The organism is Citrobacter sp. MGH103 (assembly GCF_001034475.2).
GTDB classification, from domain to species: Bacteria; Pseudomonadota; Gammaproteobacteria; order Enterobacterales; family Enterobacteriaceae; genus Citrobacter; species Citrobacter freundii.
In genome coordinates this window covers 4,431,551-4,449,656 of the sequence record NZ_CP073043.1, presented here as the reverse complement: position 1 = coordinate 4,449,656, position 18,106 = coordinate 4,431,551, and the positions used below count along the sequence as shown (strand labels likewise).

General features: G+C 50.4%; 13 protein-coding genes. 3 read left to right on the top strand and 10 right to left on the bottom strand.

Annotated features, from left to right (window positions below):
* Position 1: 1 nt before the first annotated feature.
* The 5 genes from eptA to melR all read right to left on the bottom strand — a co-directional run bounded on the left by eptA (position 2) and on the right by melR (position 7,762).
* On the bottom strand, positions 2-1,639 hold the full coding sequence (gene eptA / locus SK33_RS21490; RefSeq protein ID WP_048219892.1) for a phosphoethanolamine transferase EptA: 1,638 nt from the start codon (positions 1,637-1,639) through the stop codon (positions 2-4).
* Positions 1,640-1,786: 147 nt separating this feature from the next.
* Positions 1,787-3,124, bottom strand: coding sequence for an arginine/agmatine antiporter (adiC, locus tag SK33_RS21485; protein ID WP_048219891.1), 1,338 nt, complete (start codon positions 3,122-3,124; stop codon positions 1,787-1,789).
* A 127-nt stretch (positions 3,125-3,251) separates the two neighbouring features.
* Positions 3,252-4,013: an AraC family transcriptional regulator gene (locus tag SK33_RS21480; RefSeq protein ID WP_003031855.1), complete on the bottom strand. Its 762-nt coding sequence runs from the start codon at positions 4,011-4,013 to the stop codon at positions 3,252-3,254.
* Between the two features lie 311 nt (positions 4,014-4,324).
* The gene (gene adiA, locus SK33_RS21475) at positions 4,325-6,592 is read right to left on the bottom strand and encodes an arginine decarboxylase (RefSeq protein WP_008321469.1); all 2,268 of its coding nucleotides are present in this window, start codon (positions 6,590-6,592) and stop codon (positions 4,325-4,327) included.
* 237 nt (positions 6,593-6,829) lie between these two features.
* Entirely contained in the window at positions 6,830-7,762 is a 933-nt protein-coding gene (gene melR / locus SK33_RS21470; RefSeq protein ID WP_003841146.1) for a transcriptional regulator MelR, read from the bottom strand.
* 269 nt (positions 7,763-8,031) lie between these two features.
* On the opposite strand from melR, the gene melA reads away from it, so the two are divergent.
* From melA to SK33_RS21455, 3 genes are all read left to right on the top strand, one after another.
* A complete protein-coding gene (gene melA, locus SK33_RS21465) occupies positions 8,032-9,387 on the top strand; it encodes an alpha-galactosidase (protein WP_003031864.1) in 1,356 nt (451 codons plus the stop codon).
* 92 nt (positions 9,388-9,479) lie between these two features.
* Positions 9,480-10,910 carry a melibiose:sodium transporter MelB gene (gene melB, locus SK33_RS21460; protein WP_032948355.1) on the top strand — a complete coding sequence of 477 codons (1,431 nt, stop codon included), beginning with the start codon at positions 9,480-9,482 and terminating at the stop codon, positions 10,908-10,910.
* A gap of 2 nt (positions 10,911-10,912) precedes the next feature.
* Positions 10,913-11,167, top strand: coding sequence for a SemiSWEET transporter (locus tag SK33_RS21455; RefSeq protein WP_003031867.1), 255 nt, complete (start codon positions 10,913-10,915; stop codon positions 11,165-11,167).
* Positions 11,168-11,187: 20 nt separating this feature from the next.
* Here SK33_RS21455 and SK33_RS21450 read toward each other — a convergent pair whose 3' ends face one another.
* The 5 genes from SK33_RS21450 to SK33_RS21430 form a co-directional block, all read right to left on the bottom strand.
* On the bottom strand, positions 11,188-11,811 hold the full coding sequence (locus SK33_RS21450) for a DUF2238 domain-containing protein (RefSeq protein WP_003031870.1): 624 nt from the start codon (positions 11,809-11,811) through the stop codon (positions 11,188-11,190).
* Positions 11,812-11,958: 147 nt separating this feature from the next.
* Positions 11,959-13,605 carry a class I fumarate hydratase FumA gene (gene fumA / locus SK33_RS21445; RefSeq protein ID WP_003031871.1) on the bottom strand — a complete coding sequence of 549 codons (1,647 nt, stop codon included), beginning with the start codon at positions 13,603-13,605 and terminating at the stop codon, positions 11,959-11,961.
* Positions 13,606-13,701: 96 nt separating this feature from the next.
* Positions 13,702-15,042 (bottom strand): anaerobic C4-dicarboxylate transporter DcuB, encoded by a 1,341-nt coding sequence (gene dcuB / locus SK33_RS21440; protein ID WP_003031873.1) that lies wholly within the window; start codon positions 15,040-15,042, stop codon positions 13,702-13,704.
* 716 nt (positions 15,043-15,758) lie between these two features.
* Entirely contained in the window at positions 15,759-16,478 is a 720-nt protein-coding gene (gene dcuR, locus SK33_RS21435) for a two-component system response regulator DcuR (protein WP_003031875.1), read from the bottom strand.
* The gene (locus SK33_RS21430) at positions 16,475-18,106 is read right to left on the bottom strand and encodes a sensor histidine kinase (protein ID WP_048219889.1); all 1,632 of its coding nucleotides are present in this window, start codon (positions 18,104-18,106) and stop codon (positions 16,475-16,477) included. The genes dcuR and SK33_RS21430 overlap by 4 nt, the downstream gene beginning before the upstream one ends.

The following is an 18,106-nucleotide window of genomic DNA, read 5'->3' as shown; positions in this document are numbered from 1 at the left end:
TTTAGCCTCCCCGGCAGGGTTGCAGAATATCATCCGCCGCCTGATATTTCTGTGTTTGTACGCCCGTTAATCCCAGCAGGGTCGAGAAGAGATTATCCTGTGAGAAATCTTCTGAGCTTGCCCGTTTTTGCAAACATGTCTGAGAGACCTGATAGCGTTGCTGATAATCCTCGGAGAGCCACAGCAGCATCGGCACATGTTTTTGCGTATCAGGTGCAATCGAATACGGCAGGCCGTGCAAATAGACGCCATTTTCCCCTAAGGATTCGCCGTGATCGGAAAGATAGACCAGGCTGGTGGTGAAATTATCCTGGTGCTCTTTCAGTATATTGATTGCTTTATCAACAATATAGTCAACGTAAAGAATAGTGTTGTCGTAAGTATTGACCAACTGTTGCTGTGAACAGGTCTGGATTTCGTTGGTATCGCAGGTTGGCGTAAATTTCTTAAACTGCGCAGGATAGCGGTTGTAATAGGTCGGACCGTGGCTGCCGATGGTATGCAACACAATCACGCCGTCGCCTTTCAGGTTATTAATGTACTCTTCCAGCCCGTGGAACAGGACTTCATCGTAGCATTCACCGTCAATACACTGCCCCGGCAGGTTCAGCTTAGTCATATTCTGGTGTGGAACCCGGTCGCAAGCCCCTTTGCAGCCGCCGTCGTTATCGTTCCACAGAACGTTAACTCCCGCCCGTTGAATAATGTCGAGCACGCCTTCCTGATGCTGCGCCAGTTCTTCGTCGTAGTGCGCGCGTGGCATATCCGAGAACATGCAGGGTACTGATACTGCCGTTGCCGTTCCGCAGGACGTTGTGCGGGGGAAATAGACCACATTATCTTTTTCCAGCAGCGGGTTGGTCTGGCGCGAATAGCCTGACAGCGAGAAGTTATCGCCACGTGAAGTCTCGCCGAGAACCACAATCGTCAGGTTCTTACGCTTTTCTTTCACCATCAACGGATTGCGGTGTGCATCTTCGCCAATGCGTACCAGCGGCAGGTGGGCCAGCCTCTGGTGTGAATACCAGGATGACGTCGCCACAATGCTGTTGGATGGACTGAGGGATTTCACCAGTTCTTTGTTGTTGCGAAACAGTGAAGCGTAATCTTTATAGAAGAACGCAGCGACCAGCACGATCAGCAGTGCGGAGATCAGAATGTTCGCGCCACGGAACAGTATGCTGCGCATGACAGACGTGATCGGTTTGATTTTTACCCAGCAGGCAATAAGTGCGGCCAGAATGCCGCTCACCCCGAGCGTGATGAGCAGTTGTGGCGTCAGCAAAGCAAAGGTTTCGGCGGGGGTGGTGTCCATCATATTGGCGATCATTGAGCGGTCGATGATGATGCCGTAGGTCATGATGAAATATTGGGCCGATGCGCCAACCAGAATGAAAATGCACGCCACCAGGCGATTAAGCCACAGGAATGAGGCCAGTGTCAGCACAATGTTCATGACGCTGAACGCGACCACCGGCATTGATAAAAACACCAGCACGTTACGCACAGAGTCCAGAGGCAGGTCTTGCAGCACTTGTTTATAGAACGCAATGTTCAGGAAGGTCGCAAGATAAAATGAGATCAGCAGAAGCCAGCTGATTAGCCCGAGAGTGGGCCTTTTAAACAAGAGCTTTAACATTAAGGGGGGTTCCATCGACTATGTGGCGCAAATCCTCTCAAAGTAAAATTAAGCCAACCTTAAGTTCTTAATGTTGATTTTTCGAAGAGCGGTGGGAGAACGTTGGCCCGATGAACTTACGCCATCGGGCCACGACGATTGTTGGTGTTAGTTATTGTTTACCGGGGCATCCAGTGGATACGGGTTTTTATGGATCCGGTTGTAGTTCAGTGCGTACAGCGCGGTGACGATCATCAACGTGACGAACGACCACATCACTTCTTTGGCTCCGGAACCGACAACCGCCCAGATGCAGTAGACAAAGGCGATAAAGGTCACCAGTAAGTACATCGGGCGTGCTTTACCAAAGTGACCATGGCCGAGCAGCAGCAGTGCGGCACAGGTATACAGATACGGCACCAGGGTGAAGATAACTGAGACCGAAGAGACCAGACCAAACTCTTTCGCTGCGTTCGGCGACATGCTGCTGAACTGGAAGATGGTCATCAGAATGCCGACGATAATTAACCCGGCCACTGGTGTACCGGCTTTGTTCACGCGGGCAAAAATCGGTGGGAACAGGCCGTCATCGGCTGCGGCTTTGGCGGTTTGCCCGGCAAGCAGCGTCCAGCCGCCCAGAGAACCAAGACACCCAGCCGCAGCACAGAAGGAGACAATTGCCCCTGCGGTGTCACCCAGCGCCATGCGTGCGGCATCACCGAACGGAGAGGCTGAAACACGTAGCGCCGCGTTAGGGATCATACCCATGATCGCGGTGGTGGAGAGCACGTAGCAAACAGCGGCAATCAGCACGCCGCCCATGGTGGCGATAGGTACGTTACGTTTGGGGTTTTTAACCACGCCAGCCGCGACGGAGGCGCTTTCTACCCCGATAAAGGACCATAAGGTAACATTCAGAGTGCTTTGAATCGCGCCGAAGGTGTTCATGCCGCTGACGTTCCAGGCCGCCATATAGGTTTCACCGCGGAACCAGAACCAGCCGAAGACGGCAATCCCGACAATTGGTACCAGTGCCAGTACCGTTGCGACGGCCTGCACGCGGGTGATCATTTTCGGTCCGACAATGTTCAGTAATACGAAGATCCACAGTACTACGACACAGGTCAGCGTCAGGACCAGCGGATCTTTTAAGATGGGGAAGAAGTAGCTCAGGTAACCGACACCAATGACCACCATGGCGATGTTACCAATCCAGCAGGCCAGCCAGTACAGCACGTTGGTCTGGTAGCCCAAAAAAGGACCGAAGCAGCGGCGGGCATAAGCATAAGAACCACCGGGACTGGAGTCTAAGGACGACATTTTGGCGTACACCATCGACAGTGCCAGAGCACCGATAATCGTGACCAACCATCCGTAGATTGCAATCCCGCCAGTTGACGCAAGGTTTGCGGGTAGCAGGAATACACCGGAACCCATAATATTCCCCGACACCATAAGGGTGACGGGGATTAAGCCCACTTTGTGAGCATCAGCATCCGTCGACATATTTTCTAACTCCTGATAAGGATAAATGACGCCTTATCATACCTCGTCAAAAGTCTGTTTAATGATGGCGGAGCTGGGGTATCGCTAATGCTGATATTATTATGGCTTATCGCTAACTGATTAAAAATCAGGCGGCGGATGGCTCCCTATGTTGACTAACATAATGCAGAGGCGTCATCCCATAGAACTCTTTGAATACGGAGATAAAGTATGAGGTACTGTTATATCCACATAGTTGAGAGACCTGGGAAATGTTTTTGCCGTCCATCAGTAATTGATTGACGGCATATCGCATGCGACAGGTGGTAATTATTTGGCTGTAACTTGTATTTTCACTTTTGAGCTTTTTCTTTAACAAACTGGGACTCAGGCATAAGCAACTGGCAACCATGCTTAAATTCCAGTCTTTATGTATATCGCTCTCAATAATGTGATAAACGCTGTCGCTGATACAGTTGCGCAGCATATACATGAGCAAAGAGATAAACTTTTTGCTGTCGAGAAAGCGTGATAACACCGTGAACAGTAGCGAGCGCGTACGCTCTCTTTCAGCTTCGTTCACTGTGTCCATTACGCTATGTTGGGCAGCCACCCTGAAGACATCCGGCGTCAGACACGCTGAGGTCATTACTGGGCTGGCACTGCGTTGCCAGAGTGGGATCTGTGAAAGGTCTTTATTTAAAAAGCGCAGATAGTCTTTAATGATATCGCGGCTAATATGTACGACCAATGCGTTATTAAGTGATGAAAAATCGATAATATTATTATCGCATGCCACCAGTGCCATATGATTAGCTTTTAAACTGATGGCTTCTTTACCGTTAATCCTTAACCAAACATCCTTCTCCGTTAATACAACAACACAAGCTTCTTTGCTGCAAAGCTTCATACCCAACTCCAGGAATATGAAAAAACACCGTAGCTCAACATCAGATGAGCCAAATCGGCTAAATTGAAATTGTATGATGAAACCAGGACCGCAATAAAATAACGTGTCTGAAATTAATTACAATGTTTGGTGGGGTTTTTCTTATGTACACATTTTTTTACGCAAGTGGAAAGATGCTATTTGCGTATAAAAAAAGCGCGGGGTGGTCCCGCGCAAAAAGGTATGACAGTGTTATTGTTTTGCAGCAATACTCAGGAATTACTCAAGAATGACATGTCTACCTTAAACATCGGACTATCTAAAAAGAGACCTTATGCTTTCACGCACATAACGTGATAAACACCGTCAATAATTTCCGTTCCTTCGGTTTCATGTTCAAATCCAGGGAAGTGGTGGTCCCAGGACTGCAACGAACGCAGGTACCCAATTTGCGGGCTGTTGGCATCGCCAAAGTTTTCACCGGACAGCAGCATCGGAATTCCCGGTGGGTAAGGGATCACGGAGTTTGCCGCAATACGTCCCGCCAGATTTTCAATCGCCACCATCTCAACGTTGTCACTGACTATCGCGTTGTAAGCGTCACGCGGAGTAATATCCGCATCCGGCAGACCGGAGTAGGCTGCATTGAGACGGCTGCCTGGGTTGTTCTCTTTCAGCCAGGCGAACATGGTGTCGCCCAGATCGTGAATACCCATGTTGGCATAAGTGTCAGGATGTTCCTCAACCAGTTCTGGCATCACCTGTGCCAGCGGGGTATTGGCATCGTAGTGGTGTTTGAAAGAGCACAGCGTGTTGATCAGTGTGCCCCATTTCCCGCGGGTAATCCCCATGGAGAACAGGAACATAATCTGGAAATCGGTGGTTCGGGTCGGCACGATGCCGTGGCGGCCAAGCCAGGCGGTAACCAGTGCGGCCGGTACGCCGTTCTCTTCCAGTTCGCCATCGTCGCCCATCCCCGGTGCCAGAATGCTGACTTTGATCGGGTCCAGCATGCTCCAGTTATCCGGCAGGTCTTTAAAGCCGTGCCAGGATTCACCCGGACGCATCACCCAGCAGTTCTGATCGGTTGCCAGCAATGTGGCTGGCGCGTCGGCAAAGTCATAGGTTTTACCGGTCTGCGGATCGGTTACCACTTCTTTGTTCCACGGTTTGAAGAACCAGTCGCCTTCGGCGGTAAACTCTTTGTACAACCGTGCCATGGCCTGACGGAAATCGACTGCTTCGTCGATCACTTCCTGAGTGAGCGACAGGCCGCTGTTACCGTCCATCATGGAGACCGCCACGTCGTTTGAGGCGCAGATAGCATACAGCGGAGAGGTGGTGGCGTGCATCATGTACGCCTGGTTAAAGCGGGAGAAGTTCACGGCCCCACGCCCTTCACGAACGTGAATGTAAGATGCCTGAGAGAGCGCATTCAGCAGTTTGTGGGTCGAGTGGGTGGCAAAAACGGTAGGACCGTTATGATCGCCCGGCGCGCCACGCATGGCGTAGTGATCGGCATAAATTGGGTTGAAGCGAGCATAGCCGTACCAGGCTTCATCGAAGTGGATGCGATCGCTGGTTTGTGCGAGCAGATCCTGCGCCTCTTTGGCGTTGTAGCAAACACCGTCGTAGGTACAGTTGGTCACAACGCTGTAAGACGGTTTTTGCCCAGCTTTGCCTTTGGTCAGCGGGCTTTCGCTGATTTTTTTCTGTAAAGTTTCAGGCTGCATTTCTTGCGGGTAGATAGGCCCGATAATGCCGTACCGGTTGCGGCTTGGCACCATGTACACCGGTTTTGCCCCGGTGAGGATCAGCCCCTGTTCGATGGATTTATGGCAGTTACGATCCAGCACCACGACGTCGTTGTCGGTCATACAGGCCTGCATGATGGTGCGGTTAGAGCCGGAAGTCCCGACCACTACGGACCAGGAACGGTCGGCACCGAACACGCGGGCAGCATTTTTTTCACTTTCCCCAAATGCGCCTGTATGGTCGAGTAAAGAACCGAGATTGGTACGTTCAATCCCCATGTCGGTACGGAAGAGATTCTCACCGTAGTAGTCATGGTACAGTCGACCGGCAGGTGTTTTGGTGAAACCGACACCGCCCTGGTGACCCGGTGCAGCCCAGGAATACTCATGGACATTGCTGTATTTCATCAGGGCGTTGAACAGCGGTGGTAACAACTGCTGACGATAGCGAGTCATCGCTGCGATGGCACGGCCAGCGATAAAGTCAGCGCTGTCCTCCAGAATCCAGGCGAATTCATCGACAAGCTCCAGCAGGTCGCGATCCAGCGATGCGGTGGCTTTTTCGCGATCGCCCAGCAGGAATACGGGAACGTTTTGCTGGCGCTCGTGGAGCTTGCCGATCAATTGCCTGACGTTCAGGTGTTCATCTTGTTGTTCCATTTGATAGCTGAACATCAGGCAATCAATGGCTTCATTGGCGGCGAGGATTGCGTAGCCATCGTCGAATGAGGTGGACTTAATGACGGTAACATTTTGGCGGCTTAATGCGTCAGCCAGACGTTCGACAGCGCTACCGACCCAGGTGTCCTGATGCAGAAACTCACTTTCAACAATTAATACTTTCATCATCTTTTACCCGGTTGTGGAAAGGTTGCAATCTATGAATTGCAGACACACCGTATGAATGTGACGCAGGCAAGTATTATCCTGTCAAAACGGGCTGTAAAGCGGGTGAAAAATAGTCTGATTTATGTTTAATTTGTTTTTAAACATATGGTTACGTTTGCTTGTTGGCGGTTTTTCACCACCGTTTATCGACAGGGGGAATATTTTTTTGGCTGATACTGATATGGCCGAATGATATCAACCAGCCATTGTTTGCCGATGCTGCTGACTTAGTTTGCGGTACTGCTGCGGCGACATGCCGACAAACTTGCTGAAGGTGTCATAAAAACGGCTGCTGGAACGGAATCCGGCGGTCAATGCAACGTCGAGAATGGTTTTATCGGTATCGCTAAGCAATGCGCGGACGTGATTGATCCGCATTGCCGTGATGTACTGCTTCAGGGTGAGTTGCATCACGCGTTGGAAAATCCCCATCGCGTAGTTGGCGTTGAGCTTCACGTGTTCCGCGACGTCGTTGATGGTGAGCGCCTGATCGTAGTTATCGGCAATAAAGCTCAGCATTTGGCTGACGTAAAACTGGGCGTGCCGCGACACGCTGTTTTTGTGGGTCCGCGAGGTTTTATTGACGAGTATAGGCTGCCAGCCGGAAAGGCTAAACCGCTTGAGCATCAGACCAATTTCATCAATGGCGAGCTGGCGAATTTGTTCGTTCGGGTTGTTCAGTTCCTGTTGCCAGCGCTGAACTTCAAAGGTGCTCAACTGCTGCGACGCCAGCGATTTGATGACCATTCCATGGGTAACATGGTTGATCAACTCGCGATCCAGCGGCCAGGAGAGGAAAAGGTGCATCGGTAAATTGAAGATAGCCATACTTTGGCAACTGCCCGGACGCGTGAGTTGATGCGGTGTGCAGGCCCAGAATAGCGTGATGTGTCCCTGTTTTATCTGTACGACTTCGTTGTTGATCAGGTACTCGACGTCACCATCAAACGGCACATTGATCTCCACCTGCCCATGCCAGTGGCTGGCTGGCATAGCATGCGGTGAGCGCAACTCGATATCCATCCGTTGATATTCTGAGTACAGCGATAGTGGGCTGCGGGTTTGTTCTTCATCGCTACTGCACATGTGCGGATCGGGGGGAAGAGGCGATGTCGGTAATGTACTCATGGTTGCTCCATTTCCTGAATTATCAGAATCATGTCATTTAACACGTATTAAGGCTGAGAATCAGGACACAAATTGGACCGTTACCATTGAGCATAGCGACATTTTGCGGCCACATACTCTGCTTTTTGGGTAATTTTGTCCCATAAACTCAGATCCAATAGGGTGCAGAGTGATGATCTGAGTTTATGGGAATGGTCAGCAGAGAAGTCGGAAGTTTTCAGCTATACGCTGTGCCACCATGACTGTGTTTACTAATGTTCTGGAGAGTCATGATGTCTGCACCCAAAATTACCTTTATCGGCGCCGGTTCCACGATTTTCGTCAAAAATATTCTTGGGGACGTCTTTCACCGCGATGCGCTTAAATCTGCGCATATCGCCTTGATGGATCTCGATCCTACGCGTCTGGAAGAGTCACACGTTGTTGTGCGCAAGTTGATGGATTCTGCGGGCGCGTCTGGACGAATCACCTGCTATACCGATCAAAAAGCAGCATTACAGGATGCTGATTTTGTGGTGGTCGCTTTCCAGATCGGCGGCTATGAACCCTGTACCGTCACCGATTTTACGGTGTGTAAACGCCATGGTCTGGAGCAGACGATTGCCGACACGCTGGGGCCGGGCGGCATTATGCGCGCGCTGCGCACCATTCCGCATTTATGGCAGATTTGTGAGGATATGACCGAAGTCTGTCCGCAGGCCACCATGCTTAACTACGTTAACCCGATGGCGATGAACACCTGGGCAATGTATGCGCGCTATCCGCATATTAAGCAAGTTGGGCTGTGTCATTCGGTGCAGGGGACGGCGGAGGAGTTGGCCCGCGATCTGAACATTGACCCTGCCTCTTTGCGCTATCGCAGTGCCGGGATCAACCATATGGCATTTTATCTGGAGCTGGAGCGCAAAACGGCGGACGGCGCCTATGTGAATCTCTACCCGGAGCTGCTGGCGGCCTATGAATCCGGTCAGGCGCCGAAACCGAATATTCACGGAAATACCCGTTGCCAGAATATTGTGCGCTATGAAATGTTCAAAAAACTGGGGTATTTCGTCACCGAATCGTCGGAGCACTTCGCCGAATATACGCCGTGGTTTATCAAACCGGGGCGTGAAGATCTGATTGAGCGCTATAAGGTGCCATTGGATGAATATCCGAAACGTTGTGTGGAACAGTTGGCGAACTGGAAAAAAGAGCTGGAAGAGTACAAAACGGCTGAGCGGATCGACATTAAACCGTCGCGCGAATATGCCAGCACTATCATGAACGCTATCTGGACCGGTGAACCAAGCGTCGTCTATGGCAACGTTCGCAATGACAATCTGATCGATAACCTGCCGCAAGGTTGCTGTGTTGAAGTCGCTTGTCTGGTTGATGCGAATGGTATTCAGCCAACGAAAGTCGGTGCTCTCCCGTCACATTTGGCGGCTATGATGCAAACCAATATCAATGTTCAGACTCTGCTAACGGAAGCCATCCTGACGGAGAACCGCGATCGTGTTTATCACGCGGCGATGATGGATCCGCATACCGCCGCGGTACTGGGGATTGAAGAGATTTATGCGCTGGTGGACGACCTGATCGCGTCTCACGGCGACTGGCTGCCGGCCTGGCTGCACCGTTAATACACAATCACGCCGGGCAGAGCATCCGGCGTTTAACCTCTGACGTTTCCTCTTACAGAAGGCGGGCGCTGGTAACAGCGACCCGATAGCCTATGAGCATCTCTCTGACAACAAAACTCAGTTACGGATTTGGAGCGTTCGGTAAGGATTTCGCTATCGGTATTGTGTACATGTACCTGATGTATTACTACACCGACGTGGTGGGATTATCGGTGGGCGTCGTCGGAACCTTGTTCCTGGTGGCAAAAATATGGAACGCGTTTAACGATCCGGTGATGGGGTGGATAGTGAATGCCACCCGGTCGCGTTGGGGAAAATTTAAACCCTGGATCTTACTCGGTACGCTGGCGAACTCGTTGGTGCTGTTTTTGCTTTTTAGCGCACATCTGTTTGAGGGTACTGCGCAGGTCGTATTTGTTTGCGTGACGTACATATTGTGGGGGATGACCTACACCATTATGGATATTCCATTCTGGTCGCTGGTCCCCACGATTACGCTGGATAAACGCGAACGTGAACAACTGGTGCCGTTCCCTCGTTTTTTCGCCAGCCTTGCAGGGTTTGTCACCGCGGGCGTGACGCTACCCTTTGTAAACTATGTTGGCGGCGCGGATCGCGGGTTCGGTTTTCAGATGTTTACGCTGGTGCTGATCGCATTTTTTATTGTTTCTACCCTCGTAACCTTGCGCAATGTGCATGAAGTGTATTCCTCTGACAGCGAAGCTACCGCAGACAGCACCCGGCTGACGCTGAAATCAATCCTTGCGCTTATCTACAAAAACGATCAGCTTTCCTGCCTGCTGGGGATGGCGCTGGCTTACAACGTGGCGTCCAATATCATTACAGGTTTTGCGATTTACTACTTCACCTACGTGGTGGGTGATGCTGACCTTTTCCCATACTACCTCTCCTATGCCGGAGCAGCTAACTTGCTGACATTGATTCTCTTTCCCCGTCTGTCAAAGGCGCTTTCTCGCCGGGTACTGTGGGCTGGCGCTTCGGTTATGCCAGTTCTCAGCGCAGGCGTATTGCTGATTATGGCTCTGGGGGCATTCCACAATACTTTCCTGATTGTTACCGCAGGGATCCTTCTGAACATTGGTACGGCGCTGTTCTGGGTACTGCAGGTGATTATGGTGGCGGACACCGTAGATTACGGTGAATACAAGTTTAACGTCCGCTGCGAGAGTATTGCCTATGCCGTGCAGACAATGGTGGTCAAAGGTGGCTCGGCGTTTTCCGCTTTCTTTATTGCGGTGGTGCTGGGATTGATTGGTTATGTTCCGAATGCGACGCAATCTGCTGAGACCATCCTCGGCATGCAGTTCATCATGATCGCGCTGCCCACGCTTTTTTTCGTTGTGACACTGGTGCTCTATTTCCGTTACTACCGGTTGAATGGCGATATGCTGCGTAAGATTCAGATCCACCTGCTGGATAAGTATCGAAAAGTGCCGTCGCCCGTCAAACAGTCGAATACTCCGGAGATTCCGGTGGTAGTAGCCAGCGATGTGAAGGCCTAGCTATGGAGTGGCATTCCTGGATTGGCTATCTGGCGGCAACGCTGACGACGCTCTCTTTTTTGCCGCAGGCGATTAAGGTTATTACCACCCGCAACACGCAAGGCATCTCCGGTTTGATGTATGTGATGTTTGTGTGCGGGCTGGTGTTGTGGCTGGCTTATGGGTTATTGATTGAAGATACCGCTGTCAGCATGGCGAACTTTCTGACACTGTTGTTCGCCTTGCCGATTCTGGTTATCAAGTATCGCAGTAGGTAGCGCAGATTGCCGGAGAAGCGTTAGCGCTCTCCGGCCGTTTTCAACTGCCGATTGTGCCAGCCCGCCAACGCGAGGATCGTTGTTAACGCACCGAGCAGAGCGCAGAACATGTCCGACTGGGTATCCCACGGGTCACCCTGCGTGCCAAGGAAGTCTTCCGCACCTTGTCCCATTGCCAGCGCTGCCCACCACTCGATCAGTTCATACATTGCGCTAATCGCCAGTGCTACGCAGCAGACCAAAAATGCCAGCATCTTACGACCACGGACAATATTGCCACGCACTAAAATCTCTCTTGCTGTTAGGGCTGGTACCAGCCCCTGGAAGAAGTGACCCAACTTGTCATAGGGGTTACGACTGAGATCCAGCCATTCCTGAACCTGAAAACCGACGGGAACTTTGGCGTAGGTATACATCCCGCCTACCATCAGAATGATGGCGTGCAAGAAAATCAACGTATAAAGCAGCGGCGTCAATGGATACTGCTTCATGGTAGCCAGCAACAGCGGGACGACAATAATGACCGGCGTGACTTCCATCAGCCAGGTGATTTTCTCCGAGGCAGAGATACCGGTGTAGATAAGGATCAGCGCCAGGAACACTGCGCCAGTGTGCAAGATTGTGGGGTTCAGAGTGCGGAGCATTGTGAATTCACACGTAATGGAAAAGGTCACTATTCCCTGTGAACGGCAAAAATTCAATACCAGTAAATGGGGGGATAAAGTTGGCCCGGGGGGATCGCTGGACTGACGCCAAAAATTTAGTGCCAGTCCAGTGCCGGGCCGAATGGGTTACTTCGCGCAGTTAGCGCATTGTTTGCTGACGATTTGCTGGAAGAAATCGTTGCCTTTGTCATCGACCAGGATGAAAGCAGGGAAATCTTCTACTTCGATTTTCCAGATAGCTTCCATTCCCAGCTCCGGGTATTCCACGCATTCCAGATGCTTAATACTCTGCTGCGCCAGTACCGCTGCCGGACCACCGATGCTGCCTAAGTAGAAGCCGCCGTGTTTGTGGCAGGCGTCAGTCACCTGCTGGCTACGGTTACCTTTCGCCAACATGATCATGCTGCCGCCGTGAGACTGCAACAGGTCAACGTAGGAGTCCATACGACCCGCGGTGGTTGGGCCTAAAGAACCGGACGGATAGCCTGCAGGCGTTTTGGCCGGACCCGCGTAGTAGATCGGATGATCTTTCACGTACTGCGGTAAACCTTCGCCGGACTCAATACGTTCTTTTAACTTCGCGTGGGCAATGTCACGACCGACAATGATAGTACCGCTCAGTGACAGACGAGTAGAAACCGGGTACTGAGAGAGCTGGGCGAGGATCTCTTTCATCGGGCGGTTAAGGTCAACTTTAACCACTTCACCTTCACCCGCCTGGCGCAGAGATTCCGGAATGTACTGACCTGGGTTATGTTCCAGTTTTTCAATCCAGATCCCTTCGCGGTTAATCTTGGCTTTAATATTACGGTCTGCGGAGCAAGAAACGCCCATACCAACCGGGCAGGATGCGCCGTGGCGAGGCAGGCGGATCACGCGGATATCATGTGCGAAGTATTTCCCGCCAAACTGAGCGCCAAGGCCGAGTTTCTGTGCCTCGATCAGCAGTTCCTGTTCTAGTTGCAGATCGCGGAACGCCTGGCCGTGAGCATTACCTTCAGTCGGCAGCGCGTCATAGTAGTGTGTGCTGGCCAGTTTCACCGTTTTAAGGGTACTTTCCGCTGACGTCCCGCCAATGACGAATGCGATGTGATACGGCGGGCAAGCTGCAGTACCCAGCGTGCGCATTTTCTCAACCAGGAAGTTTTTCAGTTTGCCGGGAGTCAGCAGCGCTTTGGTTTCCTGATACAGATAGGTTTTGTTGGCTGAGCCGCCGCCTTTGGCCACGCACAGGAATTTGTATTCGTCACCGTCCACGCTGTACAGATCGATTTGTGCGGGCAGGTTGGTGCCAGTATTCACTTCTTTGTACATATCCAGCGCCGCGTTTTGCGAGTAGCGCAGGTTATCTTCAATATAGGTATTAAATACGCCTTTGGAGAGGGCCGCTTCATCGCCGCCGCCGGTCCAAACGCGCTGACCTTTTTTACCCATGATAATTGCCGTACCGGTGTCCTGGCAGGTTGGCAACACGCCTTTGGCGGCGATTTCGGAGTTTCTCAGGAACTGCAGCGCCACGTACTTATCGTTTTCGCTGGCTTCGGGATCATGGAGAATTGAGGCGACTTGCTGTTGGTGTTCTGGGCGGAGCATGAAGGAGGCATCGTGGAAGGCTTGTTGGGCCAGTAGCGTAAGTGCTTCAGGAGCTACTTTCAGGATTGTTTCGCCTTCAAACTCGCCGACACTGACGTGATCGGATGTCAGCAGGTAGTACTCAGTTTTGTCTTCCCCCAGTGGGAAAGCCGCCTGGTAAGTGAATTCAACTTTTGACATTTGCTTCCAGCCTTTTCATTTTTCTCAGGAATTTTAAAATTCTCTGTGTCTTAATGGTGGCGTGCCGTACCAACGCGGACGGCACGCGAACTGTGATTACAGGAAACCGTACATTGCGGCGAAGATCCAACCAAAGACACAGGATACGCTTACGCCGATCAAACCAGGCAGAATGAAGCTGTGGTTGATAACGAAGCGGCCGATGTGGGTGGTGCCAGAGCGGTCAAACTGAATAGCCGCCAGGTCGCTCGGGTAGGTCGGCAGAATGTAGTAACCGTAACATGCCGGAGCGGAAGCCACGATGTACGCTGGATCAACCCCGATTGCAAGTGCGACCGGAACAATCGCTGCCAGCGCTGCTGCCTGGGAGTTTACAAATTTGGATACCAGCAGCAGAACAATTGCATAGGCCCACGGATACTCTTTCACCATATTGCCCAGCACACCTTCGATTTCTGTCATGTGCGCGCCGAACATTGTTTCGGCCATCCAGGCAATACCGTACACCGCCACAATCGCGATCATACCGGAACGGAAGACTTCGTTTTTAGATATTGAAGCGGGATTGGTCTTCGTCAGGATAATAATCAGCGCACCGGTCAGCAGCATGAACATCTGGATAACCAGCACCATTGACAGTGGTTTGCCGCTAAAGGTAGGGCGCAGCTCAGAGAACGCGCCGAGTACGGCAACAACGGCGATAGCGGCAAGGAAGATCCACATGGCCAGCCAGTTGCTTTTCGGCAGCTTTTTGTCTAACAGCGTGGCGGTATCGCCATACACATAGTTGTGGTTTTCAGGTACAGAAATGAACTTCTGGAACTCTTCATCTTTATCCAGATCTTTACCACGGAACCAACTGAAGATACCGATCGCCAGGATACCCAACAGGGTAGACGGGATGGTGATGCTGAGTAGGTCGAGGAATTCGAGATGCTTGCCTTCAAACGTTACGTTACCCAGCATTGCCACCAGTGACACAACGGCTACAGAAACCGGGCTGGCGATAATCCCCATCTGCGCACCGATAGAACTCGCCGCCATCGGACGTTCCGGGCGAATATTGTTCTTAATGGCAACGTCATAAATGATTGGCAGGATGGTGTATACCACGTGCCCTGTACCGCAGAGAATCGTCAGGGTGCAGGTAACGAAAGGTGCGACGATGGAAACATATTTTGGGTTACGGCGCAGCAGCTTTTCAGCGATTTGCAGCATAACGTCAAGACCGCCGGAGGCTTGTAAGGTTGCCGATGCGGCCACTACGGCAATAATAACCAGCATGACATCTACAGGTGGTTTACCCGGCTGGAGATGGAAAACGAAAACCAGAATGACCAGGCCGATACCGCCTAATAAACCCAGCGCGATACCGCCCTTTCTGGCACCATAAAACAAACATATTAATATTATGAGAAGTTGTATACTAAATAACATTTTATTTACCCTCGCGAAAAACCCAGTCAATTTTTTGAAAAATGGATCTGTGCCACATTCTTTTTTGCCAGAATAAGCATCAAAAAATGGTCAGTATTCGATATGTCCGTATTTGCGATTAATGTTCAAATGTCTTGCTAGAATTTTTTTTAAAGTTATGGCGATATTTGGTTTTTTCTGTGGCTTTGATCAGAGGAGAGAATCCTCAGGCGATGGGAAGCAGAGCTGAACATGGAGATCCGCGGTTGACGCTGTAATTTATCTGTTTTGCGTTTTCCGCTATTACATGAACCACCGACAGAATGAGTGAGTGGGTTATTTATGTGATCACGGTCACGCCATTTCATGATGTGATGAAGTCGGCGTGCGGATACTTTTATTTGCTCACAAAAATGTACGGTGTCCATGGTACGTAGCATGGTCTCCATTGCTACCAGTCTAGATTTTGTATGTCTGGTTAATTTCAGACTAATCCTTTATGGGTAAAAATACACACTCTGCGAGTTAGATAATACTTAATTAACTTTTGTTAGCGATTTTGAAATTAAAAACAGTGTGATATTTGTCAATATTAAAATAATACATTTAACATGCCGGATACAAATATATTTGATCTAACGCAAATTTATAATTTTGCAGTGTCAGCTGGTGAAATAGGGGATTTTTCATTATTTTAATAATTGTTACTTTCAAATAACAAATAATCCCAAGTGTATTTATTGGCAATATTGTTTAAGCAATGAGTAGTGTTCAGCCTGCACGCGATAACGATAAACAGGTCTGCCGGTCACGCCATAATGGATGCTGGTAAATAAGATGTGACAATTGACGAGCCAGATAAGGTATTTACGGCAAGAGACGCGCGAGATATTGACCTCGTTAGCCAGCTCATCCGTGGAGAACTCCTGATCCTGGTGCTCATCAATCCACTGGCACAACGTGCGCAACGTTTGTGGCGTTAATCCTTTGGGTAAGCGCCGCGTTTCTTGTTCATTGGAGGAGCTGCCGTGAATCAACTGGTCAAGCTCAGACTGTTCATAGTACTGATGCTTTTCCATCTCAGTTTTTTTCTGTAGCCAGCCGGTGAGCGCCTCTTCAAACCGGGACGCCTGGAAAGGTTTGATCAAGTAGTCAACGACGCCGTAGTGAAGTGAATCTTTAATGGTGGTGGCATCGGCTGCAGAAGAGATGACGATGACATCGCACTTGCAACCTTCACTGTGCAGAACCGGTAGCAGGTCCAGACCGTTTTCTTTTTGCATATAAATATCTAGCAAAATCAGATCTATATGATGACCGCTATGAAAGATTATCTCTTTTGCTTTCTCCAGCGTGGAGGCTGTGCCGCAGCAGTGAAAACCGGAGAGTTGCGCGACATAACGGCGGTTTAATTCCGCTACCATTGCATCGTCATCGACAATTAAGACATTGATCATCTGCTGGCCCTCTCACCATTCCACGGTAACTGTACAAAAAATTGGGTGAAGATCCCAGGTTCAGACTCGACGGATATATTACCGCCAACGTTTTCAACCTGTTGTTTAACAAGCGCTAAACCTACTCCCCGTTCGGTTCCTTTTGACGAAACGCCCTTCTCAAAGATGTGCTCAATGTTTTCGGGGGCGATCCCCGGACCATCGTCATTCACTTCGCAATGCAACCAGCCGTGTCGATAATGCAAGGATACGCTGATCTCACCACCAGGTTCTTGACCTAGCGCCTCCAGGGCGTTTTCAATCAGATTACCCAGAACGGTAATCAGCACCGCCACCTGATCTTCGTTGTTATTTTCCGGTAGCTGGCTTTCATTGCTGATGACCAGGCTATGGCCTAAATCAGATGTGCGATTAATCTTACTGAGTAAAAATCCTGCGATCACCGGAGATTTTATTTTTCCTAACAGTGAGCCAATTTCTTCCTGATAATTGTTCGCGGTCTTTAGGATGTAATTTTCAAGCTGCTTATAACTTTTCAGATGCAATAATCCCAGAATCACGTGCAATTTATTCATGAATTCGTGGGATCGTTCACGAAGTGCATCGGCATAGTTGACCATACCGTCCAGGCGTTGCATTAACTTTCGGACTTCAGTCTTATCTCTGAAGGTTGAAATGGCGCCGATGATTTTACCGTTGCTGAGTACCGGGACCGTGTTAATTAAGAGTAGCCGATCCTTCACCATGATCTCTTCATCGCGGCGCGGCGTTCCGTTATGTAGTACCTGTGAAAAATCGACCACCTGTGACCACGCATGGCTGAGCGTGGAGAGCTGGGCATCATCTTGTGATTTGCGATAATCCAGCAGCTCCTGCGCAGCTTGGTTAATCAACGTCACCTCACCGCACTCGTCAACGGCAATGACTCCTTCCTTTATAGAGTGCAGCATCGCCTGGCGTTGTTCGAACAGATTGGAGATTTCATAAGGTTCCAGACCAAACAGAATGCGTTTGAGGACCTTAACGAATATCCATGTGCCGAGCAGCCCAACCAGCACGCCAAATAAGATTGACCAGATGATGCTGCCGCGGCTGTTATTGATCTGTTCAGCAACTCTGCTTAGCTCAAGACCGATCGCCACCACGCCAATTTGCTGGTGATGTTCGTCGTATATAGGGGTGAATACCCGTAGGGCTTTAGCCAGAAATCCGCGATTAATGGCGACATTCTCTTTACCTTGCAGGGCCAGCAAAATGTCATCGCCTTTAAATGGCTGGCCGATTCGCTGTGCTTCGGGATGGGAGTAACGAATGCTTTGCATATCGGTGACGACGATGAACAAAAAATCGTTGCTCTTATTCACCGCCTGGGCAATCGCCTGAATACCGCTTTCCTCGGGCTTTTTCATTAGTCCCTGGCGGATCTCCGGAGAGTTGGCCAACGTTCGCGCGACGGCAAGCGCTTTACTCGCTAACGCATCGCGCGTCATGTTGCTAATTTGCGAGAAATAAATCAGATGAACGACAAGCAGCACGGAGAAGAGAACTGCACTAACCATGAGGATCACGGTGGTGCCAAGCTTCATCGGGCGTTTGCGTATAGCAGTACGTTGCAGTGAGTGTCTCAT

Bases quoted from the DNA above. Each gene is read 5' to 3' on its own strand.
- eptA (WP_048219892.1), bottom strand. From the start codon at position 1,639: ATGTTAAAGCTCTTGTTTAAAAGGCCCACTCTCGGGCTAATCAGCTGG.
- adiC (WP_048219891.1), bottom strand. From the start codon at position 3,124: ATGTCGACGGATGCTGATGCTCACAAAGTGGGCTTAATCCCCGTCACC.
- SK33_RS21480 (WP_003031855.1), bottom strand. From the start codon at position 4,013: ATGAAGCTTTGCAGCAAAGAAGCTTGTGTTGTTGTATTAACGGAGAAG.
- adiA (WP_008321469.1), bottom strand. From the start codon at position 6,592: ATGAAAGTATTAATTGTTGAAAGTGAGTTTCTGCATCAGGACACCTGG.
- melR (WP_003841146.1), bottom strand. From the start codon at position 7,762: ATGAGTACATTACCGACATCGCCTCTTCCCCCCGATCCGCACATGTGC.
- melA (WP_003031864.1), top strand. From the start codon at position 8,032: ATGATGTCTGCACCCAAAATTACCTTTATCGGCGCCGGTTCCACGATT.
- melB (WP_032948355.1), top strand. From the start codon at position 9,480: ATGAGCATCTCTCTGACAACAAAACTCAGTTACGGATTTGGAGCGTTC.
- SK33_RS21455 (WP_003031867.1), top strand. From the start codon at position 10,913: ATGGAGTGGCATTCCTGGATTGGCTATCTGGCGGCAACGCTGACGACG.
- SK33_RS21450 (WP_003031870.1), bottom strand. From the start codon at position 11,811: ATGCTCCGCACTCTGAACCCCACAATCTTGCACACTGGCGCAGTGTTC.
- fumA (WP_003031871.1), bottom strand. From the start codon at position 13,605: ATGTCAAAAGTTGAATTCACTTACCAGGCGGCTTTCCCACTGGGGGAA.
- dcuB (WP_003031873.1), bottom strand. From the start codon at position 15,042: ATGTTATTTAGTATACAACTTCTCATAATATTAATATGTTTGTTTTAT.
- dcuR (WP_003031875.1), bottom strand. From the start codon at position 16,478: ATGATCAATGTCTTAATTGTCGATGACGATGCAATGGTAGCGGAATTA.
- SK33_RS21430 (WP_048219889.1), bottom strand. From the start codon at position 18,106: ATGAGACACTCACTGCAACGTACTGCTATACGCAAACGCCCGATGAAG.